Source organism: Amycolatopsis coloradensis (assembly GCF_037997115.1).
Lineage (GTDB): Bacteria > Actinomycetota > Actinomycetes > Mycobacteriales > Pseudonocardiaceae > Amycolatopsis > Amycolatopsis coloradensis_A.
In genome coordinates, this window is record NZ_CP150484.1 from 3,834,012 (window position 1) to 3,857,924 (window position 23,913).

The 23,913-nt window shown below is 67.8% G+C and carries 7 protein-coding genes (1 of these 7 cut by a window edge); 6 read left to right on the forward strand and 1 reads right to left on the reverse strand.

What is annotated here, in order from left to right; all coding sequences use genetic code 11:
* Both LCL61_RS18205 and mycP read left to right on the forward strand, forming a co-directional pair.
* A protein-coding gene (locus tag LCL61_RS18205; protein WP_425342052.1) for a hypothetical protein crosses the window boundary here: on the forward strand, nt 1-7,575 show its end. 20,760 nt of this gene lie to the left of the window's left edge; 7,575 of the gene's 28,335 nt are visible here — the last part of the coding sequence; its start codon lies beyond the left edge, outside the window; the stop codon is at nt 7,573-7,575.
* Between the two features lie 116 nt (nt 7,576-7,691).
* Entirely contained in the window at nt 7,692-8,927 is a 1,236-nt protein-coding gene (gene mycP / locus LCL61_RS18210) for a type VII secretion-associated serine protease mycosin (protein ID WP_340687927.1), read from the forward strand.
* A 1,008-nt stretch (nt 8,928-9,935) separates the two neighbouring features.
* Here mycP and eccCa read toward each other — a convergent pair.
* Complete coding sequence (gene eccCa / locus LCL61_RS18215; RefSeq protein ID WP_340687928.1) at nt 9,936-13,916, reverse strand: type VII secretion protein EccCa; 3,981 nt, start codon at nt 13,914-13,916, stop codon at nt 9,936-9,938.
* Between the two features lie 257 nt (nt 13,917-14,173).
* On the opposite strand from eccCa, the gene LCL61_RS18220 reads away from it, so the two are divergent.
* The 4 genes from LCL61_RS18220 to LCL61_RS18235 all read left to right on the forward strand — a co-directional run bounded on the left by LCL61_RS18220 (nt 14,174) and on the right by LCL61_RS18235 (nt 23,656).
* Nucleotides 14,174-15,901 (forward strand): hypothetical protein, encoded by a 1,728-nt coding sequence (locus LCL61_RS18220; RefSeq protein ID WP_340687929.1) that lies wholly within the window; start codon nt 14,174-14,176, stop codon nt 15,899-15,901.
* A 369-nt stretch (nt 15,902-16,270) separates the two neighbouring features.
* Nucleotides 16,271-16,636: a WXG100 family type VII secretion target gene (locus tag LCL61_RS18225; RefSeq protein ID WP_123798553.1), complete on the forward strand. Its 366-nt coding sequence runs from the start codon at nt 16,271-16,273 to the stop codon at nt 16,634-16,636.
* 107 nt (nt 16,637-16,743) lie between these two features.
* A complete protein-coding gene (locus LCL61_RS18230; RefSeq protein WP_340687930.1) occupies nt 16,744-23,082 on the forward strand; it encodes a hypothetical protein in 6,339 nt (2,112 codons plus the stop codon).
* A gap of 190 nt (nt 23,083-23,272) precedes the next feature.
* On the forward strand, nt 23,273-23,656 hold the full coding sequence (locus LCL61_RS18235; protein ID WP_340687931.1) for a hypothetical protein: 384 nt from the start codon (nt 23,273-23,275) through the stop codon (nt 23,654-23,656).
* Nucleotides 23,657-23,913 lie beyond the last annotated feature (257 nt).

A 23,913-nucleotide genomic window follows, 5' to 3' on the forward strand; every position in this document is an offset into this window, starting at 1 on the left:
GTGCTCCGGCGTCAGCAGGCCGGGTTGCAGGCCCCGGACATCAGAATCGTCCTGGTCATCCGAAGTGAGGCTGACGGTCTCCGCACCGTGCACGCGGTGAGATTGCAGAGGGTCGCGACGCTCGTGCGCGAAGAGCTGGAACGAGCGGGTGTGGTGCAAGCGGGCCTCAACGAGTCCTTGAAGCTCAAGATCAGTACGGGAACGCGCACCGGCAAGGGACGAATGCGCCTCGAATTGTTGCGATACGCGGACGAGGGGAAGGCGCCATCGGAATATCAGCGAGCATCTTCGATCGGTATTTCTTTCCCGGTGAAAAAATCGGATCCGACAATGGCTCAAGCCGATCGGATAAGGTGGATGGCGCAGGGAGAGGCGCTGCGATCCCTGAGCGCCGGAAAAGCGAAAATGCGACCTTTCACGTTGGTGCAGGCCAGGTCCCAGCACGAGACGGACGACGTCCGGGAACAACGCCGGGCTCTCGTCGAGAGGCTTGTCCGGGACGGTGTCAGGACAGTGGTTCTCGGTCTGCGCGCGCAAGGCTGGACCGGCACCGTCGATCTCGAGCGGTTCGCTGCCGACGTACTGGCCGAATACTCGGGTTCCGGCCCCCGTCTGGGGCCGGACGCCCATGTGCGGGCCAAGGTTTACGTCGGTGATGCCCGAAGTGTCAGCGAGGCTGAGGTCGACGAAAGCGATGTGGGAATCCCCAGTCCGCTGGCGCGGGAAGCGGAAGAGGCGCGTCAGCGGGGCCGGACGGCTTTGCGTCCTGATCAGGAGGAAAGCGAGGAAAGCGGGCAGGAGGCGTCGGCCGATCCTCAGGCCGGTGTCGATTGGCGGGAGCCGGAGACGATTCCGCTAGCGTCAGGTGAACCCACTGCTTTTATTGAAGATGGCATGGATCTCATACCGGAACCCGCGCCGGATCTGAACTCGCCTGCCGATCTGTCGCCTTTCGAATTCGAAGCGATGCTGGAAACCATGCCGGAATGGCTCTCCTCGGTCGAATGGGATGAGCCGCTGAATTTCGATTTCGAAGATCTTTGGGCAGGCGATGAGGCTGAAATTCATGCTGAACCGGCAGACGCAGAACAGGCCCGTGTCCAGGAACGAAGCATCTCTCGCCCAGTTTCGGAGGGGAGGGGAGACAGCGGGCCGGCCTCGGGAGAGGTCGAGGTCCAATTCGGTGTGGGACGGGACGGTCGTCCGGTGGTGTCGTCCCCCACGGGCGAGCCTTTGGTCGCGGGTGGGGAGTTTTCGCGGCAGAGGGAGCCTGTTGACGATGGGCTGGCGCGGGTACCCGTGGATGTGCTGCGGTGGCGTCCCGCGGTGGACGGGTCGGGTCCGCGGACCCTGCGCGAGTTCCTGATGGGGCGGGGCCTTCCGGCGGGGGTCGTGCTGAAGTCGGCGGCGAACAGGTATTCGAGCAAGGCTGCCTTGGGATGGATCCGTGCCTGGGCGGCCGGGCTGCGCGAGACGAAAGATGCTTCCGGGAAGCCCGTGGTCCTGGCGGATATCGCGAAGATGTCCGGGGGTTTGATCGCCCCTGAGACACTCAGCCGGCTGTGGCGGGACCTCCGGGCGGGGAAATCGTCCGCGGAACTGGGAATCGCTGCGCCTGCCGAGCAGGTGTCCGAGGAAGTCGACGAGTGGTCGGTAGTGCCACAGGATGTGCTGAAGTGGCGTCCCTCGGTGGACGGGTCCGGTCCGCGGACGCTGCGGGAGTTTCTGATCGGCCGGGGTCTTCCCCAGGGTTTCGTGCTGAAGTCGGCGACGAACAGAACCTCGAGCAGGGCCGCTTTGGCTTGGATCCAGGCCTGGGCGGAAGGAATGCACGAGTCGAAAGACCCTGCGGGGAACTCTTACGCGGCGCTGGAAGTTTCGAGAATTTCCGGGGATTTGATCGGTCGTGATCAGGTCAGGCGGGCGTGGGAGGGGATGAGAGGCCGTGGTGAGGGGGCTTCCCGCAGGGAAAAGCCGGCCGGGGACGAACGCTCGGTGGTGCCCGATGACGTCGTGGATTGGCGTCCCTCGATGGACGGGTCCGGTCCGCGGACACTGCGGGAGTTTCTGACCGCGCGGGGCCTTCCCCAGGGATTCGTTTTGAAGTCGGACGGAAACCGGCTTTCGAACGAAGCTGCTTTGGCTTGGATCCGTGCCTGGGTGGCGGGGATGCGCGACGCCAACGACAGCTCTGGAAAGGCCTTCACGCAGGCGAAGGTCTCCGAGCTGTCCGGTGGGCTGCTCGATCGCAGCCAGATCAGCCGGCTTTGGAGGAATCTGGGAGCGGGGAAGTCGTTCGCGGAGCTGGGGGTCGGTGTGTCCGCCAGGCAGGCGGGCAAGGCGGCCGAGCTCGTGTTGATCGGTGACGCTGACTCAGCCCTTGCGCAAGCGGCCAGGTGGTTGCCGAGAGAAGAAAACGTGGTCGGTGTGGTGTTGCTCGATCACGGCTCACGGGATCTCGACGTGATCGAGCAGGCCGTGCGGAACTCCGGCTGGAACGGCGAGGACGCGGTCCGGTTGTACGCCTGTGAGACCGGCGATTTGGAGCCGTTGGCCATCGCCTTGCGGCAGCGGTTGGGTGTCCCGGTGGGGCATCCGACAGATCTGTTGTGGCTGGGTGTGCCCGGGGCTGGTCCCGCGGTCCGGGTCGGCTCTCTCGGCCTTACCGAGGACGGAAGGCCGATCCGGCCCGACGCCGACGGTGACGGCTGGGTCTGGCAGATCGAACCCACGGCGGGGAACCGTGACGGCCGAATCGATGGAACCTATCGGCTGCCCGTCCCGCTCAACGCACCGTTCGCCCTCGGTCTCGGCGAACCACGGCACCTGGCTCGCGAGAAGAACGCGGCGCGGACGCCGGAGAGTCCTCCCTCGGACGTGGTGGAGTGGCGCCCCGGCGCCGGCGGGGCGGACACGTTGCGGGAGTTCCTGGCCGCGACGGGCCGGGCGGAGGCGGAGCGGCCGGAATGGCTGCGCGCCTGGGTGGTGGGCATGCAGCAGGAGGCCGTGGACCAGACCGGCATGCGGATGCCCGCGGCGTTGCTGGAGATGTTCTCCGGCGGTCTGCTCACCGTGAAATCTGTGCGGGCGTACAGCAAGAAGGGCCCCGAGCCCGCGCCTGAGGCGATGCTCTCGCTGGTCCCCGATTGGGTCCTGGCTTTCCGGGCCGGCTCCGGCCCGGGGTCCTTCGGCGATCTGCTGTCGTTCCTGAAGGCGAACAAGGACCGGTTGCCGCTGAACATCTGGCTGGAGCCGGACGGCAAGAACAAGTATTCGGCGCCGCTGGTGCGGTGGGCCGGCGTATGGGTGCGGACGGTGCAGGAGGAGGCGCTGCGGAAAACCGGCTCCGGACTGAGGGTGCAGAAACTCGTGTCGCTGACCGGGGGCCTCGCGCACCATACGTCGGTGTCTGACTGGGTGGCCGGGCTGACCGGGAACGACGCGGACGACTCTGGCGGCGAGGCGGCCGCCGGCGAGCCGGATAGTCTCGGCGAGGGAGCTGCCCGGCCGGCGAAGAACGTGCCGGAGGATGTCGTGTGGTGGCGTCCTGGGGCCGGCGGGGCGGACACCCTGCGGGAATTCCTGGAAAAGACGGGCAGAGCGGAGGAAGAACACCTGGATTGGCTGCGCGCCTGGGTCATGAGCGTGCAGCAGGAAGCTGTGGAGCAGACCGGTATGCGGGTGCCGACGAACCTGTTGGGCGTTCTCTCCGGTGATCTGGTCACCCGGCCACGGGCACGGTCGTACAACGAAGGCGCCGCCGCGCCTCGCCCGGAGCTGGTCGCCTCGCTCGTTCCCGACTGGGTCCTGGCTTTCCGGGCAGGCTCCGGTCCGGAGTCCTTCGGCGATCTGCTGTCGTTCCTGGAGGCGAACAAGGACCGGTTGCCGGTGAACATCTGGCTGGAACCGGTGGGCAAGGCCGGGTACACCTCGCCGTTGCTGGAATGGGTCCGGGCCTGGGTGCGGGAAGTGCAGTCGGAATCGCTGCGGCTGACCGGCAAGAAGCTGGCGCTGACCGAACTCGCGAAGCTGACCGGCGGGCCCTCGGCGGCTCTGTCGAAGTGGACGTCCGATTTGGCCGGGGGCTACCCGAATCCCGCCGACGACGTCTTTTTCGAGCGGACGGAGGGGCGTTCCGGTGTTCCCGAGACGGCCGGGGGCCGGCCGTCGCAGGGACCTTCGGACTGGGAACTGTCGGTTCCGAGGCTTCTTCCAGGGATACCGGCGGACGTGGTCCAGTGGCGGCCGGGCATCGGTGGTGCGGAGACGTTGAGCGCTTTCCTGGAGAACACCGGACGGTTGGCGCAGCATGAAGCGGCCTGGCTGCGCGAGTGGGCGATCGACATGCATCGGGAGGCGGTGCAGCGAACCGGCATGCGGGTGCCCGCCGCGGTGCTCTCGCACATCGCCGGCGATGTGCTCCCGGTCCGGAAGGCTTTCGAATTCAACGCCGAAGCGATCGCACCCAGGCCGGAGTCGGTGCCGTCGCTGGTGCCGGAGTGGGTGATGAGCTTCCGGCCCGGGACGGGGGAAGGATCGTTCGGCGACATTCTTTCGTTCCTGAAGGCCAACCGGCACCGGCTGCCGTTCAACATCTGGCCGGAGCCGGTGGCCTCGGGGAACTATCCCGAGCCGTTGGTGCGCTGGGTCGAGCTGTGGCTCCGGGGCGTGCAGGAGGAGTCGCTGCGGGAGACCGGGTACCGGCTCAAGGTCCGGGAACTCACCGAGTACACCGGGGGAGTGGCCGGCACGACGGCCGTTTCCCGGTGGACCAAGGATCTGTCGGCTTCTACGGTCGGCCGCGAGTTCGGCGCGAGCCCGGCCCCGAGGATCGCCGGACCGTCCGGTGCGGAAACCGGCGACGGGGCGCCCGCGGACGTGGTGGACTGGGTGCCCAGCGAAGAGCAGCCGACGCTGCGGGATTTCCTGGACGCGACCGGGCGCTCGGCCGAGGCGAACCCGAAGTGGCTGCGCGCGTGGGCCTCGCGGATGCAGCAGCGGGCCGTGGAGCAAACGGGCATGAGGGTTCCGGTGACCGTGCTCGCGGCTCTTTCCGGCGATCTGTTCACCGCGAAGGCCGCGGGCCGCGCCAGCGCCGACTGGGCCAAGCCCCGGCCGGCCGAAGTCCCCTCCCTGATGCCGGCCTGGGTCAAGGATTTCCGGCCGGGCAAGGGCGCGGATCCGCAGCCCGACTTCCTGGCTTTCCTACGGGCGAACAAGCGCAGGCTGCCGTTCGCCGTCTCGCTGGACCTGCAGGAAAGGAGCGTGTACTCCGAACCGTTGATGCGGTGGGCGCAAGTCTGGGTCCGGGGCGTCCAGCAGGAATCTGTGCGGGAGACCGGGCGGCGCGTTCCGATCGAACTGCTCGCCTCCTACACCGGGGGACTGGCCGGTACGAGCACTGTCTCCAGCTGGGTCAGGGACCTGCCGAAGGGCGAGGCGCGCTCGGCGCTGACCCAGGCGCCGGAGTGGATCAGGGACTTCCGGCCGGGCAAGGGCGCCGACCCGTATCCGGACCTGTGGTCTTTCCTGTGGCTCAACCGGGACCGGCTGCCGCTCGACATCTCCCTGCAGCCGAGAACGGGGCACCAGTACGCGGAGCCGTTGACGCGGCTGGTCCGGGTGTGGGTGCGCGAGATCCAGCAGGAATCCGTCCGGCTGACCGGCATGCGGATCTCGAACGACCGGGTCGCCTCCTTCGCCACCGGTCTGGTCAGCCGCGAGTCCGTGGCGACCTGGACCGAAGACCTGCCGAAGAGCGACTTCGCCGCCGCGGCGGCGCTGGTCCCGTCCTGGGTGACGGATTTCCGGCCGGGCCGGGGGCCGGAGCCGTTTCCCGACCTGTTGTCGTTGCTGCGGGCGCACAAAGACGACCTGCCGCTGGCCATCGCCTTGGAGCGCGCCGAGAAAGGAAAACACCCTCAGCCCACGATGATCTGGGTGCGTTCGTGGTTCCAGGCCGTGCAGGAAGAGTCCGTGCGGCTCACCGGCCTGCCGGTGCCGACGGCGATGATTTCGCTGCTGTCCGGCGGGATGGTCAGCACGACCACCGCGGCGAGGTGGGGCGCCGAACTGGAGCGGCCGTCCCTGGACGAGGCGTTGTCGCTGGTGCCGGACTGGGTGACCGGGTGGCGCCCTGATCCGTCGCCCGGTTCGCCCGGGACGCTGATGGATTTCCTCGCGGTGCACGAATCGCGGCTTCCCTTCACCGTGTCGCTGGTACCCGGGCCGCAGGGCTTGGTCCCGGAAGCGACGTCGATCTGGATTCGTGCCTGGGTGCTGGACATGCTGCGGGAGGCCGGCCGCGCCGGGCACGAAGAACTCCGGGAGATCCGGAGGCTCGTCACCGCCGGGCCTTTCCGGGGCACGCTTCCAGACGGAGCCGGCGTGCTTTCGGTTCCGGAATCGCTGTCGCTGCCCCACCGCGGCACGTCGGCGGTCCCCGCCGCACTCCGCGACGAGGCGCAGGAGGCGATGCTGCGCGGCCGGGCGGACTCGCGGGCTCACCTGAGCGAGAGGAGCGACCACGATACGGAGATGGAGGACGCGCCGCCGATGACGGAAACGGCGGACTCGCCGATGCCGGACGCTCCGCCGGTGCGCGAGGAAGTGCGCGATCTGGATCAGGGACGGCGTGAAGTGGTCTTCCACTGGAACGGGCAAGACGCCGACCTCCAGATGACACGAGTGGTGGAGCATGCTCTGCGGTGGAATCCGGAACTCGGTATGGATTACAGGTTCCCGTGGCGTGATGCGGCCGATCCGGTGAACCGGGTCTTCGAGCCTTTCGCGGACGACGCGGGCCGGGTACATCCGGCGGTGCTGGCCGGTCTTGATCAGGTCACGGCCAGAATGGCCGGCGGTAAGCAGGTGCTCAAGGTCATGGCCGCGAGTCCGGAGTACCCACACTTGACGGGCATGTCCTCCAAGGACATGCAGGCACTGTGGCCTCAGTTGGAGCGGGATGTCGCGGAAGTGGTCAAGTCGCTGGCCCTGGAAGATCCGGAGCGGGGGCCGGAGCCGGGGGCTGTTCCGCTGAGAATGGAGGAGGAGCATCTGCCGGAGCACGAGCGGGTGTTCCTCGTGGGCAAGTGGGGTCTTCGCTTGGCGAAAGCTCCGGCCGAGCTCGCGCCTGAGGAACGCGTGTCTTTGCGTAACGGCCGGGTGGTGGGTTTGTACCTGGGGGCGGTGCTCACCAACGAGGCGGCTGCCCGGACCTGGCAGGAAACGTATCGGCTTTACCCCTCCTATCACATGGACCTGACCAGCAAGGTGGGATACACCATGAGCGCCGAGGGGGCGGCGAACGCGATCGCGTTCGCGAACACGGCACTCAAGAACGGCGAGATCGATTACGACATACCTCGGATCAACGCCATTTTCGTTCCTTTTGAAGTGAAAATCCCGGACAAGACCGGAAACCTGAAGAAGATGATGATCTCCGCGATGGTCGCCTTGGACAACGCGTTCGATCCCGTCCTCAATCCGTTCGGCATCCTGACCGTCAACTACGGCCCCCTGTATCTCGACATCTTCCGTGACATGGACACCATCAAGTCCGAGCCCGAGGAGTGAGCGGTGGCCGCCGTCCGGGGGATGAAGATTTCTTTGAGCCGGGTTTGGTCGACTCTGCACTGGGCCGGTCCGCCGTCCGGACCGACACGGGAAGCGCGGATCCGGGAGGACGTCGGATGGGCAACGGAATGGTGAAGCGTCATGGCGTCTTGGTGATCACCCTGGTCATCGGCATGCTCTGGGCGTCGTCCCCGGCCGTGGCGCAGCAGGCGCCCGCCCCGCTGCCGACCGGCCAGAAGGGCTGTCTCCCGCCTCCTGCCGCCACCGAGCCCGGCGTTCCCTGGGCCCAGCAGCGCATGGCCGTCGACCGGGTCTGGTCGTTGACGAAGGGAGCCGGGGTCACCGTCGGGGTGGTCGACACCGGTGTCGACGGTCGCACGCCACAGCTGTCGGGCGGCCGCGTGAAACCCGGTCTCGACGTCACCACGCCGGAGCGCAAGCCGGCGGACGACGACTGTTTCGGCCACGGCACTTTCGTCGCGGGGATCATCGGCGCGGCCGTCCTGGAGGGGACGGGTTTCGCCGGCGTCGCGCCCGAGGCCACTATCCTGCCGATCCGCTGTGCGATCACGACGCCGGACGGCTCCCCGCCGGTCCTCACCGCGGCCGAGATGGCCGAGGGCATCCGTGCCGCCGTCGACGGCGGTGCCCGGGTGATCAACATCTCGGCCAGCACCGACACCCCCGACCAGGGACTCGCGGACGCCGTCCGGTACGCGGCCCAGCGCGATGTCGTGGTGGTCGCGTCCGCGGCGAACTCCGCCCAGCAGGGGGATCCGATCACCTACCCCGCGTCGTACCCCACCGTCATCGCCGTCGGCGCGATCGACATGACCGGCAAGAAAGCGGACTTCTCCCAGACCGGGAAGTTCCTTTCCCTGGTTGCCCCGGGTGTCGGGATCACCAGTATCGGTCCCGGCGGTGGCGGGCACTGGGTGGGCAGCGGGACCAGCTACGCCGCGCCGTTCGTGGCGGGCGTCGCCGCGCTCGTGCGCGCCTACCGGCCACAGTTGTCCGCCGAACAGGTCAAGCACCGGCTGGAAGCCACCGCCGACCATCCGGCCGCGGAGCTGCCCGACACGCGACTGGGCTGGGGCACGGTCAACGCGATGGCCGCCGTGACGACGCTGTTGCCCGAAGAAGCGGGCAGTGGGGGGCCGGTCGTCGCCGGCGAACCGGCGCCGGTGCCGGTGTCCGCCCGCCCGGACGGTCCCGGCGAGGTCGTCGCGGTCGCCGCCACGATTTCGGTGCCCATCCTCGCGCTGCTCGGATTGCTCGTGTTCCGTCTGTGCCTGGGGGGCAGGCGCCGCCGCTGGAAGCGGGCGCGGGTGGTCGAGCCTCGTGAGAGGTAAGTGTTGCGTGCCGGAGGCAGGCTGATCGCGATCTCACCGTCCAGAAGGGACAACAACTCCTCCGCGTGCCCGATTTGAGCGGTTTTCGCGGGGGTCGTGAGTGGCAATGATCGTTCTATTGAGGAGAAGGGAAAACGTGTCGTGGTGAGACCAGGAGTAAGGCGGGTCTTCGCGGCGAGGTGAGGGCGCCGGCGTGGTCCGTCATACCTTGAGTGTCCACACGGGCCAGTCTCCAGCGACTGAATGTCCGTTTAGTGCCTATATGGCTAGTTCTGCGCAGGGGTCGTGAGTGATAAGGAGGGTTAGAACGCTCTTTATCACTCACGACCCGCGCGCGAAGATGCAGAAAGGCGCCAAATCGGGCATTTCGACCTGCCGGAGTGTCCCTTATGGACAGTCCGAAACCTCACCGGGTCTTCGACAGGCCGGCTCCCGCCATTCGGATCGTCACGCCATCTTTGCCTTACCCCTCAATAACCCTCTTTACCACTCACGACCCCCGCGAGAACTGGACATCGAGACATCAATCGGGCGCACAATTCGCGCGAAGTGTCCCTTGTGGACACATCGCGCCGGGGGCATCCCCGCGAGTCGGTCCGGAACCCTGCTGTCCGGGGCGGCCATCTCATCGTGAGTCGGCGAGGACTGCCTGTGCGGCAGGAGTTCGATCACGCCATGTTTGACGTACCCCTCAATCAGTGACGCTCTTGTGAACCCGTGCCTGCCGGCCCATGCACCGCAGGTGCAGGTGAGAGCGTCCGGAGTCCCTGACTTCACGGCGACATCCTGAGCGCCACAACCACCGTGAAGGTCCGCGCGTCGTTCACCTGCTCGATGCAGTGTGCCCGCGAAAGCGGAACACCTTCCCGGCGCCCGACCGCGTGAATCCCGGGACAGCTGACATCTCTGCGGCACCCGGGGCCGCCCCCACCGCGATCTGCCTACTCGCGGCAGGAGCGGAACCTGCCCTCGCCGGGACCGGACCGCGGCAGCGCGGTCCGGCGACCGTCAGGCCGACGGCCGCGTGTCCTCCACCAGCGGTGTCTGCACCAGCTTGATCGACCGTCGGCGATTGATGAACTGCGCACGTCCCGGCGGAAGCACCCGCGGCCGGAGGTTGCCCAGGAAGCTCCCTTCGGTCTTGGGGCAGGACAGCAGGAGAGCGGGAGTGCCGAGCTCCCACATCCGCCGGATCGCCGGATTGCTCATCGACCTGCTCGCCCCCGCGGTGCTGCGCGCGAGGATGATGTGGATACCCACGTCGGCGGCCTGGGCGAGCAGCGGCATCACACCCTGCAGCGGGCCCGCGCTTCCGGCGGATTCCGACAGTTCGAAGTCGTCGATGATGATGTACAGGCGTCCGCCCGTCCACCAATCGCGCAGCGGAAGCCTGCTCGGGCTGATTTCCGGCCCCGGGATGCGCTTCTCGATGACTGAGGCCGCACCGGCGATCGATTTCGCCAGGGCTTCGGCGCCGACGGCGTATTCCAGCTGGTATTCGGCCGGGATCGAGTCGTGCAGTTCACGGCGGAAGTCTCCGAACATGATGCGCGCCTCGTCGCTGGTGTGGTGCGCCACGATCGAGCGGGCGATGTGCTTGAGGATGTTGGTCTTGCCCGACTCGGCGTCTCCGTAGATCAGCAGGTGCGGTGTGACGTCGAAGTCGTGCCACTCCGGTTCGAGAAGCTGGTCCTCCAGGCCGAGTGCCATGCGCATCTCGGCCGCCGCGGTCGGCGCGTGCGGGGCGGGCAGCTCCCGCGCGTGCAGGGTCTGGGGCAAGAGCCGGACCTTCGGTGCGCGCGGCGCTCCCGGGGGCGCCAGCGCCTCGGCGAGTTCCGCTGTCGCCTCGGCGAGGTCATCGGTGCGTGAGTCGCCGTCGATCCGGGGGAGGGCCGCGAGGAAGTGCAGCCGGTCCGGGGTGATACCGCGGCCGGGGATCGACGGGACGGTGGCGGCGAACCGGCTGTTGATCTCCGAGTCGACGGGATCGCCGAGCTTGAGCTCGAACCGTGTGCCCATGACGTCCCGGAGCCACGGCCGCATTTCCGACCACCGGTTGGACGCGACGACGAGGTGGATCCCGAAGCTCAGCCCGCGCGCGGCCAGCTCGTTGAACTTCTCCTCGACCTCTTCGAAGTCCTGGCGGATCGTGTACCAGCCATCGACCACGAGGAAGACGTCACCGTAGGGGTCGAGATCGTGGAAGCGGCCCTCGGCACGGGCACGACGGTAACTGGCCATCGAGTCGACGTTGTGCTCGGCGAAAATACCCTCACGCCGCGCCATGAGGTTGGTGACCTCCAGTACGGTCCGGGTGACGCGGTCGCGGTCGAGCCGGTTGGCGATGCTGCCGATGTGCGGCATCGCCGCGAGCGAGGAAAGCGTCCCGCCGAAGTCGAGGCAATAGAACTGGACCTGTTCGGCGGTGTGGGTGAGGGCGAGTCCGCAGATCAACGTACGCAGCATCGTGCTCTTGCCGCTCTGCGGTCCGCCGACCACCGCCACGTTGCCCTTGCTGCTCGACAGGTCGGCGATCAGCAGTTCCCGTCGTTGCTGAGCGGGCAGGTCGATGAGCCCGACGGCCACGGTCATGTTCGCGGTGTTCAGCTCGCCGACCGGACGCGGACCGTATGTCGGGTGATCGACCAGCGGCGGCAGCAGCTGGTCCAGGGTGGCCGACGTCTTCAGCGGCGGCAGCCAGACCTGGTGCGCCCGCGGGCCGATGCCACGCAACCTGCCGATCAGCACATCGATCATGGTCTCGGTGGTGTCGTTGGACTGGTCGTCTTCTTCGGGCTCGGGCTCCGGGGCGGCCGAAGGCTCGATGTAGCGCTGCCCGAAGGGAACGATGTGCTGCTCGACGGCGAGTCCGGTGCGCTGTCGCTTCGGCCGGTAAGGCGCCGAGGAGAACGCGCCCTTGAAACGCACCAGGGTCTGGGTGTCCGGCCGGAGGTAGCCGTTACCCGGGCTGTTGGGCAGCTCGTAGGCGTCCGGGACACCGATGACGCTGCGGCTCTCCATCGCCGAGAAGGTGCGCAGGCCGATCCGGTAGGACAGGTGCGTCTCGACCTTGTGGATCCGGCCTTCGTCCAGTCGCTGGGACGCGAGCAGCAGGTGGACCCCGAGGCTGCGGCCCAGCCTGCCGATCATGGCGAACACGTCGATGAACTCGGGCTTGCTCGAGAGCATCTCACTGAACTCGTCCACCACGATGAACAGCGCGGGCAACGGCTCGAGTGGCACGCCCTGGGCGCGAGCGGCCTCGTAGTCCCGCCGGGAGGCGTAGTTGCCGGCCGCGCGCAGGTGTTCCTGACGCCGGTTCATCTCACCGGTCAGCGCGTCCTGCATCCGGTCGACCAGTTCGAGTTCTTCGGCGAGGTTGGTGATCACCGCGGAGGTGTGCGGCAGCTGGTCGAAACCGAGGAAGGCCGCGCCACCCTTGAAGTCCACCAGCACGAAGTTCAGATCCTCGGGGGAATGGGTGGTGGCCAGCGCGAGCACCAGTGTGCGCAGCAGTTCGCTCTTGCCGGAGCCGGTGGCGCCGACGCACAGCCCGTGCGGCCCCATGCCGTCCTCGGCGGATTCCTTGATGTCGAGTTCGAGTGGAGCGCCGGCTCCGGCGATGCCGATCGGCACGCGCAGGCGCCGTTTCCCGGTCATCCGCTCGCGGCGGTATTTCACCGGGTCGAAAGTGGCGACGTCGCCGATACCGAGCAGGGTGGCCAGGTCGTAGTCGACGGCGAGCGGCTCGTCGTCCTCGGAAACCTCACCGATACGGAACTGGGCCATCGTACGGGCGAGCGCGTTCGCGGCGGTCACGCTCATCCGGTCGGGACGGCAGAGCCGGGCGGTCTGCTGCTTGCCGACCCGGTCGAAGGAGACCGTGCGGACCTCGTCCTCGTCCACCTCGAGGAACAACGCGCCGGCCCGCTGCTGCCAGGGCAGAGAACCGGAGACGTCCAGCACCACGGTGTTGCGGTAACCCTCGTCGGCGACGCGGTGGTCGGCAGGCACCTCCACCCCGTCGAGCACGAGGACGACCAACGGCTCGGACGCGGTGATCGGTGTGTCGGCCTCGAACCGCGGCCGCCCGGTGAACGAAGGGCCACCGAGCAGGAGTTCAGCCTGCGTGACGTCGTCGGTGGCGAGCCGCCGGGCCCCGGCGGCGTCGCGGCTTTCGGTGTCCTGGTGATGGGGCAGCCACTTGAGCCAGTCCCACCGTTCGATGTGCGCGTCGGAGGCGCAGACCGCGATGCGCACGTCACCGGGAGCGTGCGCGGTGGCCAGCTGGGCGAGGATCGCCCGGGCCAGGCCGAGGACGGCTTCGTCGTCACCGGAGAACTGGATCTGCCCGAAACCCCGCAGGTATACCGCGATGGGCGCGTCCGGGAGCGTGTTGTACGCACGCATGAACCGGCGCAGGGCGTGCGCGGCGAGCGGCTCGAGGTCCTCGATCGGCTGGCTGCTCGGGGGGACCAGTTTGAAGGTCGAACGCTGGGTGCCCAGACCGAGCCTGACCTCGCCGAAGTCGTCGTGAGCGGGACGGCGCTCCCACAGCCGGTACCCCAGCGCCATCGACCACAACGAGTTCGGGTCGGGATGGAGCCAGCGGGCTGCCTTGCGCTGGGCGCTCAGCGCGTCACGGGCCTGTTTGCGCAGCTGGCCGAGGTAGCGGATGTAGTCGCGACGGTGGCCGTTCAGCTTCTGCTTGTGGGTGACGGAGTTCCGCAGCATCTGCGTGACGAGCATCCCCAGAGCCGACAGCACCATGAGGCCGCCGCCGATGTAGGCGAAGGCGCCCGCACCGGGACGGACGAACATCATCACCATGGCGAGCGAACCCAGCGCCATGGGGGCGTACATCAGGACGCTGCTGATGCCGCCGCCGGTGTTCTCGGGCACACCGGGGGGCGGCTGGAGCTCGGTCTCGATCTCGGGTGCGGGCGGTTTGGGCCGTCGCGCGCGCCGGGCGAACAGCGTCGTGCTCATAGGCTCTCCCTTGGTGAGTGGTTCTCCCCGTTTTCGGGGATCTCGGTCCGGAACGGGCCACCCGCGGCGCGGCCGGGGCTTAGCGTGATCGCCGGGACAAGGGCCTGGACGTGGAAGGAAAGGCCTGTCATCCGAGGAAGAGCAACCACAGCATCGCACAACGAACGCGACGAAGCTACCGTCCATTTCGGACGATCGGACAAGACGACCGGGACCTCCGGCCGAACCGAAACCTGTGCTGACCGAGGGGCTGATCCGTGACGGCGTCCGAACCGGTACCGATCCTGGACCCGGAAATCGAAGTGATGACCTTCGAGCAGCTGGCCCAGCTGGTCAACGAGGTCGATCCGCGAACCTTCTACGACCGTGCACAGGTCTTCGACACGGCTCTGGCGCAGTTGGAGCAGGTACAGGACAACCTCGAGCGCGGCACCCGTGAACTCTGGGACGCCTGGCGGAGCGAAGGTGCCGAATCCTTCGCCGACGTCGTCCGGAACGTCGCGGTAGCCGGCAACGCGGCGATCCAGGCCATGGCCGCTCCGGGATACGGCGCCACGCTTCGGCGGGCCGGCGACGCTCTCACGCTCGCCCAGCAGCGTATCCGTGAACTGCAGGCGCAGAAGCGGGAGAGCGACCTCCTGGCCGCGCGCCAGGTGGTGCACGAACTCGGTACCGCCTACCAGGAGATCGGTTCGGCCGTCACCCCGTTCCCCGGTGCCGAAACCGACATCCCGGTGAACGGTCAGGGCACGGCGGTGAACACGGCTCCGCCCCAGGGGGTGGCCCCAGGGGCGGGCACGGTTCAGCTCCCGGCCGGTGACCGGACGAGCCAGTACGGCTATGACCAGGGCACGCACGGTGGCGGTGTCATGCCCGCCGCGGCGCTGGTGGGCTTGGGCGGGCCGACGGCACAGGGGCAGCCCGGCGGACGGGGAGATTTCTGGGCGGACCTGATGGGAGACCCGAACCAAGACCGGACCGGGTCGGTGCTGCCCGCCGCGCTGGGCAGGGCGACGCCGGTCGAAATCGTGCAGCCGGAAGTGAGTGGAGGGACGTCCGGCGGTCAGCAGAACGGTCTGTTCCTCGCGGTACTGGGCCGGGCGCCGGGGATGCGGGCCGAGTCGCGGGAGACGGAACCCGAGCGAAGGCACAAGCGAGAGGACGCGTGCGAGAACGCGACCCCCGAGCCGCACTCGGCCCCGGAGGTTCCGAACGTGGACCTGACCTCTCCCGGTGCTTCGGCGCGCGCGGACTCCAGCGTCAAGTCCGACCTCACGGCCGGCATCGACACGCCGACGCCCTCGGTGACGACGGTGTCCGCGGCGGAGCCTTCGTCCACGGTCGCCCCCGGTCCCGGACCGGCCGAGGCCCGGACCCATGTCCCGGAGGGCGCTTCGGCTTCGGCGGCGGTGTCTTCGCCGCCGGAAACCGCGACGCCGCCACCTGAGATCCCCAAAGTGCCTTCGCCACCGCACGGCTCGGGTGCCGGGCTTCCCGGCGGTGCCACACCGATGTCGATGGGCGTTCCGGTGCAGCCGGCCGTCACGCCGGTCGCGGGAGAGCCTTCCTTGCCGGGCGCGCTGCCCGCCTCGCCTGCTTTCCGGCCCGTCACCGGCAGCTTCGACGCCAGCGTCAACCCCGGGCTTCCGCCGGTGGTTCCCGGCGGGGCCGGTACTCCGCGGCTGCCCGGAGAGGTCACGCACGGCAACGGTGGCGGTTTCATGCCGCCGATGCACGGCGGCGGATTCGGTGGATCAGGCGGGGACAACGACGGCGAGAAGGAACGGCAGCCGGGTGGTCTGCTCGGCGTGGATCCCAAGGTCTGGGACGGTTCTTCGAACGCGCCTCGGGTGCTGGGTCGCTCCGTGGCGGCACCTGAGGCGCGGACGCCGGATCTCGACGACGCGAAGAAGAAGGCCGTGGACGCGATGGAATCCATGCTGGGGCGCACTGATCGGAAAGAAGAAGATCGAGCCGCCGAGTAAGGGAAGGGTGGACACCCGGCGCGCCCGATTTAGGCGGCTTTCGCGGGGGTCGTGAGTGGTAAGTCGCGTTCTAACGACACTTACCACTCACGACCCCAGCGGGAACCGGACATCATGACGTCAATCGGGTACGCAATCCACGCGAGGTGTTTCTTGTGGACACGTCACGCCGGGATCATCCCCGCGAGTCAGTCCGGACCCCGCTGTCCGGGGTGACCGTCTCATCACGAGCCGGTGAGGACGGCTTGCGCGGCAGGAGTTCGATCACGTCAAATTTGCCTTACCCCTCTGAAGATCGTGAAGGATGTCTCCTTGCATAAGATACGGGGAGACGCCTTCCGGCGAGTCTCACTGTGACGGTTTCCCTCGATGTCGGAAAACAAGTTCGGGAGTGTTGCGACAATGGCTGAAAGCCTTCGGTTGGATCCGGAAGCCCTGGAGCAGGTGGCTTCGAGGCTGAAGGGGGCAGGGGAACGCTTTGCGGAGGCGGTCACGGAATTGAGCTCCGAACTCGCCGGAAGCGATGGATGCTGGGGAGACGACGAAATCGGCAAGTCGTTCGAGAAGAAATACCGTGATCCCGCCGGGCAGGGGCAGCGCTCCGCCGGGGAATTGGAGAAGGTCGTCGCCGATCTTCCCGCGGTTCTGCGAGCAGTGGCGCAAGGCCTCCGCGAGGTCGATCAGGCTTCGGCGTCGAGGCTGGATCACACCCTGGCGGAAGAACTCCGAACCTGACGATCCACGAGAGCACCGACACATAGCCTCGCCGCCGTTGTTAGCTTACCCTAATTTTCATGTGCTTCCGATGCGAACCAGCAGGCCGGCGCGAGTAGATGGCCGGCGTGTACGAAAGCACGGAGCTGCCGGCTTCGCTGCAGAAGTTCTTCCTTGTCGTCCTGGGAATGGAGTGGCCGGAAGCCAGTGAGGGCGGATTGCGCGCCATCTCGCGGGCATGGTCGTGCTTCGCCGACAGTCTCGAAGACCTCGGCGAAGCCATCACCGTTTCGGCTTCGGGGGTGGACTCCGCCATGGACGGTGAATTCGCCGGTGCGGCGGTGGAATTTCTGAGAAAGGACCTGGCGAGCAGTGTAGCGGGCATGATTGACAACGCCCGGGATCTCGCGAAAGCGGCCAAGACCACGGCACTGGACGTGCAGAAGGTCAAGATCCTCCTGATCGCCATGGCGGCGATGGTCTTCGCGATGATCGCGCACTTGCTCGCGACCGTCATTTTCTCCTTTCTCGTCCCGGCCGCGAGACTGGCGGCACAGATTTCGATGCGTGAGGTGCTGCGTCATCTGGTGACAAAGGTTCAGCAGCTCACCATCCGGCAAGCGGGCACGGCGATGGTGAGCCTGGCCGGGAAGACGGTCAAGTTCGCGGCCATCGGTGGAGCGATCATGGGCGGGCTCGATCTCGGAATCCAAACCGGGCAAATGGTCTTTTCGGACCGGGAAAACCTCGACTGGTCTTCGGTGGGCGGTTCGGTACTGGGGGGTGTGACCGGGGGAGCGGTCGCGGGACTGGCACACGGCGCGGCAGTGGGCCTGAGGTTCCTCGGCCGGTCCGCACAGACGCGATCGAAGACCTTCGCCCCGCACGTGATCGCGGCGGGACATACCGGATACGCGTTCGCGCAGGTGCTCGTGACCCCGCTCGGCACCGTGTTCTCGAATCTGTCGACGGGTGTCAAAGGCGGCGCCGCGGACGGCATGCTCGGAGCCTTGGGGTCGGTGGGTGGCGCACGTGGCGTGTCCGGTGCCCACGGCGAGGGCCCCGTGGGTTCGGTGCCGGTGACGATCCCGGACCTCAAGATCGATTTTCCGGCCCTGTCGGAGAAGGTACGGAGCATCGGCCCGCAGGAACCGCCGAGTGTGCCCGCGGAGATGCTTGAGCAGGTCCGCCTCGCGGCGGACGAGGCGGCGCTGTCACTGGGGAAGGTCAGCGAATCGCGCTACGACGGCTTGCTGAGCGACGCGGCGCGCATCGTCTCCCGGTATCACCGGACCCCGTTGATCCGCTCCGAGACGGATCCCGCGCTGGTGAGGTGGCAGAACCTGATCGGAGACCTCCGGCTCGTCGTCGCCGCGGACGTGCATCGCCGCGGCGAGGCCGTGGCACGACAGCGGTCCGCCGAACTGGCCGAGAAGCTGGGCACAGCGCGGCCCGGCGGTCTGCCGGGAGGTGCGCCGGTGGCACCGCCGGGAGTGGGCCTTGTGGCCGTCGCAGACGGACCTGCCGAGGGAGAGGCCGGTCCCTCTTCGGTCGCCCCCGAGCGCTCGGAAAGCCCGTTCACCGAGAACACCTCGGTCGGGCAGCAAGCGTCCTCGTCGCCCATGCAGCTGATCGCCGAAGCGAGTTCCGCTCCAGTCCCGCAGACGGTGTCGGAAGATCCGTCAGGAGCCCCTGCCGAGACCCAGGCCTCCGAAACGGAACCGATGAGCTTCGCGGCGATGGCGTTCCTGCAGCCGGCCATCGAACTCGCCCCGCTCACCCTCCCCGGGCAGCCGAGCCCCGAGACCCAGCACGTCCGCAGGCTCGCGGCGGCGAACAGCGTGCTCGCGACCGCGGTCGACGGTACGGCGATCCGGGCCGACGTCAAGGCGATGCTCGAGGCCGCCCAAGCCCCGTCCACGCAGGTGACGAGGATCCTCGGTGCGTTGACCGACCTGGCCCTCAAGGACAACTACAAGCAGTTCGCTCACGAGGGCTACCTCGTCGTCGACGGGCATGGCGAAGACGCCGTCGAGATCGTCGTGCGGGGCGAACCCGGCGACAACACTTCGGCCGACACCACGGTCACCACCGGACCGCAGGATCCCGCGCGCAAGTCCGACCAGGTCGCCACGGGCAACCGGGGTGCGGCGACGAACGACGCGGCCTCGGCGCCGCGCAGGCAGGGCGCCTTCGGGCACTACCTGTCGTTGCCGATCTCCCAGGATCCCGGAGCCTTCCGCACGGTGGATCCGGCCGTCGGCATCAAGGGGATCACCTCCACACCCTCATGGCGGACGTCGAGCACCACCGAGACCCAGGCCTCCGAGTCGGTCACCCCGCCGGACAAGTGGACGGGTAAACCGTTCGACCTACGGCACGAAATCGTCCTCGCGCGGACCGGAGAGCCCGCCGCGCACCGGCGGGGCAATCAGTCCGGCGGCGTCCGGTTGAGCAGCCCGGAGATCCTCGGCGACCTTCGTGAGATCGAGGCGCCGCCTTCGGTCTCGACCGGACCACGAGCGACCTTTCTGCGCGGCGACCAAGGCCTGCTCACCGCCGTGGGCGGTGTGCTGCACCGGCATTCCGACTGGGCCGGCGCCGCGAGTGTGATCGGTTCTCCGCTGCGCTCGTCGCTGCAGGACATCACCAGCAGCGGCGCGCTCTCGCGAACCGGCACGGAACTGGCCGAAGGCGCCAAGGTGGTGACGAAGGTGCAGCTGCCGGACTCGCTTGGCCGCTTGCGGAACGCCACCGTCGAACTCAGCGCCACGATGGGCAACCACCGCCATTTCGCCACCGGAGAGAGCGAGGAGTCCTCGTCCGTCAGCAAGCAAGGGCGCGGACATCGTGGCGAAGAATCGGTCACCGCCGCCAGCCGGAGTCCCTTCAGCGTCAACGCCTCGCTGGGATTGGGCTTCCTGTGGAGCATTCACGAGCAACCCAGTGTCGTCTTCGGGAACCGGCTGGATCTCAGGTTCGACGCCATGGCGTTCCGCTCCGCCTCCGAGTCGCGGGAACTCACCGCCTCCGACGAGGTCACCGCTTCCACTTCCACATCCGAGTCCGGCGACCTGCGGATGAGGATCAGCGACGTCACCTACGAGATCCGCGCACGCTTCGACGATGGCAAGGAGTTCACCGGAAGTCACACGGTGACGGACGGGGCGACCAAATGGTCGGTCCAGCCCAAGGACACGGCCGAGGTGCCCGAATCGCGTGTCACCGCGCCGTTCGTGGCGGGCAAGGTACTGGGCGCGGCGGAAACCCGGTACCCGCAAGCCGAACGGTTGAAGGCACAACTGCGCGCGCAGTTGCCCAAGGGGGTGTTGCAGGAGCCGGAGCAGAAGGACGGCCACGGCGCGACCGCCGACAACGAGGCACTGGTCGACGCGTTCCTGTCCCCGGCGGGCCTCACCGCTCGATCCCCGGACCTCAACGGTGACGGCCTTTCGTTCCTGCTCGTCCGGGAGACCCATCGGGGCAGCAACCGATCGAACGAACTGCTGCACGTGGTCATCGAGACCGTCCCGGCGCCGAGGGAAGGGCGGACACCGGCCGGCGGCATCACGTTCTCCGCGACAGGGCTCAGCGGTGAGATCGCCGCGAAACGCAAGGCTCAGCACAACGACTCCGTCGAGGGGTCGGTGACCCTCGGCGGGAACGCGGGTGTCCGGGTCGGTGCCGGCTCACGGGAAACCGTCCGCAGCTACGAGGTGAGCGGTGGTGCGAACCGTTCGTTCGCCAACTCGGCGCGCACTCTGGAGACCGTCGACACGCAGGCGCAAGGGCAGAGCTGGTCGGCCGACGGCAGCACGACCCACCGGCGTGACGTCGACTACAAGGTCTCCATCTTCGACGACCAAGGCTCGAAGACCTTCCACGTCACCGGTGGCGAAACCGAAACAGTCCTGGGTGGACAGATCTCCTTCACGCCACCGAGCACAGAAGGCAACACCTCGTTCACCCATGTCGATCGTGCGACAGCGAGCCGGCCTGCCGGCTGGACGTCCGCGAACCTGCCGGATCACTTCGCGGTCCACGGTCTCGACCTGCCTCCGGGCATCGCCCGCTTCCTGTCGGACGATCTGTTCGGCGGCCTGGGCAAGGGCCAACATCTGGCCTCGCATCAGCTGTTCCGGTTCGCGGGGCCCGACCGGGTCGCCGCGAATCTCGACCGCGCGGTCAGCGGGACCTACCACGCGCCGCTGCACCGCTACGGCCGTGGAGAGGGGCAGCATCTCGGGTTCCGCGATCGCATCGGCGACGTCGGCATGGCGATCGTCCTCAGCAACGCGCGAGCGGCCGGTCCGCCGCGGAAGATGAAGCTGACGTTCACCAGCACCGCGGGCGGAGCCCGCGCCCACGGAGGCTGGAGCACCTCCGGTGGCTACACCTACGGCAACGGCAGGCTCGGCATCGCGGCCGATCGACAGGCGAGCACGTACGCGTTTCCGCAAGGCGGCTACGGGTTCTACGGGAGCACCGCCGACGGGCACTCGCTGCGCCTGGAGCACGAACAGACCAGGCGAACCACCTATGACGGCGACGCCTACCTCGTGACCTACGACGCCACTGTGCTCCTCGCCGGCCGGGACTATCGCCATCTCGGCGTCGGACCCTACGACGGGACGACCGACGGCGGCTGGAACTACGCGCAGGCGCATCGGCGCAGCGCGGTGCAGGTCTGGGTGCCCGCCGCCGAGATCGACCGGCTCGGCCTGCCCCACGGGTGGGACGACGGCTTCCCCGCCACTTCGGAGCCCGCCACGTTGTCCATCGCACCGCCTCCGTCCCTGGGGTACGACGGGCGGTCACCGGTCAGCCTCGGTACCGAGGTCACCGGGCAACTCGTTTCCGCCGTGGAGCGGGAGATGAAGTCGTTCCAGGCGCCGAGCGCGACCGCGAGTGGCTGGGCGGCTTTCGCGGCCGGCATCGGCGACGCGGCCCACCGCCTGGTGTTCGGCGCCGGTGACGAGGTCGCCGGGGCACGTCTGCTCGACCAGGTTCGCGCCGACGTTTCACCGCGTGTGCTGGAAAGCCTGTTCCGGACGCTGACCCTCGGTGGGAAGACGTGGTCCGCGTCGTTCACCGGTCCTCTGGGCACCATCACCCATCAGCTCACCGCGACCGCGAAACCGGCGGACGGCACCGACCCGCGGCCGGCGGGCGGCTGGTCGGAGCAGCTCACCACCAAGTCGACCAAGACCGAGGAGAGCTTCCATGAAGACGTGAGTTCGCACAGTGGCAACGCATCCTTCCGGATGCCGTTCTACCTGTCGCGACCGACCGTGCGCGGGCTCGGGATGTCCGGCCAGAGTGGACTGTCCACCAGTACGACGCTCCGCCGTACCGACACCGAGACGACCGAAGAAACCAGGACGGTCTCCTCGGCCGGAGAGGCCGTCGTCTACCGCCACGACGTCCTCATCGAACTGAAGTTCACCAGGACAGCCCACCTGGCGCGTTCCGTCCGGTCGCTCACCGGCGGTCTCACGGATCTGGTGACCCCCGCCGCCATCCATCACCGCGCGCCCGATCTGCTCTTGCCGGACGCCGCGCGCAGCAGGGTTCAGCTGGACACCCTGATGGAAGGGCAGTCGCAGGGACGCGTCACCGGGCTGCCGGGCACGGCGTACCTGGACGTGCCGGGTGGTGCGGTCGGCCGGGTCGTAGGTGACATCCTCGAAGGTGTTCCTGTCGCCGAAGAATCCGGTCCACGGCCGCCTTCGGTGCCCGTGGAGGCGGCCGCCGCCAGACGGGTCGTCGAAGTCGGGACGTCTTCGGCGGCTCTCACGACCGGCCTTCCCACCGCGCTGACCGACGCGGGCTATCGAGTGGACGGCCTGGCGGACGACGGCTTCTACGCGGCGGGCTTCTTGCAAAACCATCCGTTGTCCGCACTGGTCTTTCACGTCGATCTGTCGGACACGTGGGTGACCCCGCTGAAGGGCGCCGACGACACCACCCCGGAAGTCACCGTCAGCGGGGAAACCGCGAAAAAGACCCTTCAGGACCGTACGGCCGGTCCGTCGTGGAGCACCTTGTTCGCGTCGTTCCCGCTGAGCATCTTCCCCCGGAAGACGACCAGGCCGGCGGGGCAGAGTCTCGCCCAGGGGCTGGTACCCGGAACGTCCGTCGTGGAACTGCCGGAGGTGCGCGGAGTCGGCCCGATGCTCGCCTGGCAGCAGTCGGCGTCGACGGGCTCCGGCGGCAAGACCGGGGAACACACGCTGCGCTCGGAAGGGCAGCTCTACCAGGTGCGGGCGCGGGCGGACTGGCGGATCACCCCGGAGTACCGGGGCACCGTACCGCCCGCCTGGACCCGCTCGCGGACCACGTCCGACGTGATCTACTTCCGCACGGACTCCGACGGCCTGGGCGCGATCGGCCTGCGGCCGCCCGACGAGGAAGGGGACGTCTTCTTCGACGCGCGGTCGGCCTTCGGGGACTCCGAAAGCACTTGATGAGTCGCGAAGCTCGAACGTGTCTCGTCGGGTGGACATCGCTTCTGTCCAGGACGGGGAGCCGCGGCGGCCATGTCTGCCTTGCTCCACTGTGGAATGCGGGTATTTCGGGACAGGGAGTGTGTCCACTTCGGGCAGAACCCGCGTGGTAGAAGAATTCCCGGGCCCGTCGTTTCCTATCCTCGGAGACATGGGCGTGGCGTACCGAGAGAAAAGCGCACCGGTCGCGGTGTTCGAATCCATTGCCGAGTACAATATCGCGTATCCTCATGCGCAGATGCCGTATCTCGGCGACGCCCATCCCCGGCTGCGCAGCTTCACCTGTGCGGCCTCCGGCTTGTGGGACGATCTGACCGTCAGCGGCTACAAGTACACGCTGACCTTTCTGCCCAGTGGTGAGCCGGGCCCGGAGCACAAAGGTACCGTCGTGGCCACTCGCTGGGGGAATCCGCCGGTCCTGCTGCTGGCCCGGCAGGTTCCGCTGCGGTGGGCCTGGGAAGTCGTCACGAAGTCCTGGCCCACCACACTGGACAGCGCGGCACGGCTTCTGAGCACGGCTTCTCGTGACAGGTGAGGACCCGGCGAAGTCGAGGTCGGGCAGGGCTGATTCTGGACACCGAGGAGGCTTCAGTGTCCGCAAGAGACACTTCCTGACGGAAGAGCGGTCGGTTGACGCCTCTTTGTTCGATTTTACCCGGGGTCGTGAGTGGTAATGAGGGTTAGAACGCTCATTACCACCCACGACCCCGGCAGATCGGCCACTGTNTCGTGGCGTTCCTGGTCAACGCGGACCAGTTCGGCGTGCATCATTACCACTCACGACCCCGGCAG

What these genes read in the sequence shown, in the direction of transcription:
- LCL61_RS18235 (WP_340687931.1), top strand. Translation starts at nt 23,273, where the DNA reads ATGGGCGTGGCGTACCGAGAGAAAAGCGCACCGGTCGCGGTGTTCGAA.
- LCL61_RS18225 (WP_123798553.1), top strand. Translation starts at nt 16,271, where the DNA reads ATGTCGGAAAACAAGTTCGGGAGTGTTGCGACAATGGCTGAAAGCCTT.
- mycP (WP_340687927.1), top strand. Translation starts at nt 7,692, where the DNA reads ATGGGCAACGGAATGGTGAAGCGTCATGGCGTCTTGGTGATCACCCTG.
- eccCa (WP_340687928.1), bottom strand. Translation starts at nt 13,916, where the DNA reads ATGAGCACGACGCTGTTCGCCCGGCGCGCGCGACGGCCCAAACCGCCC.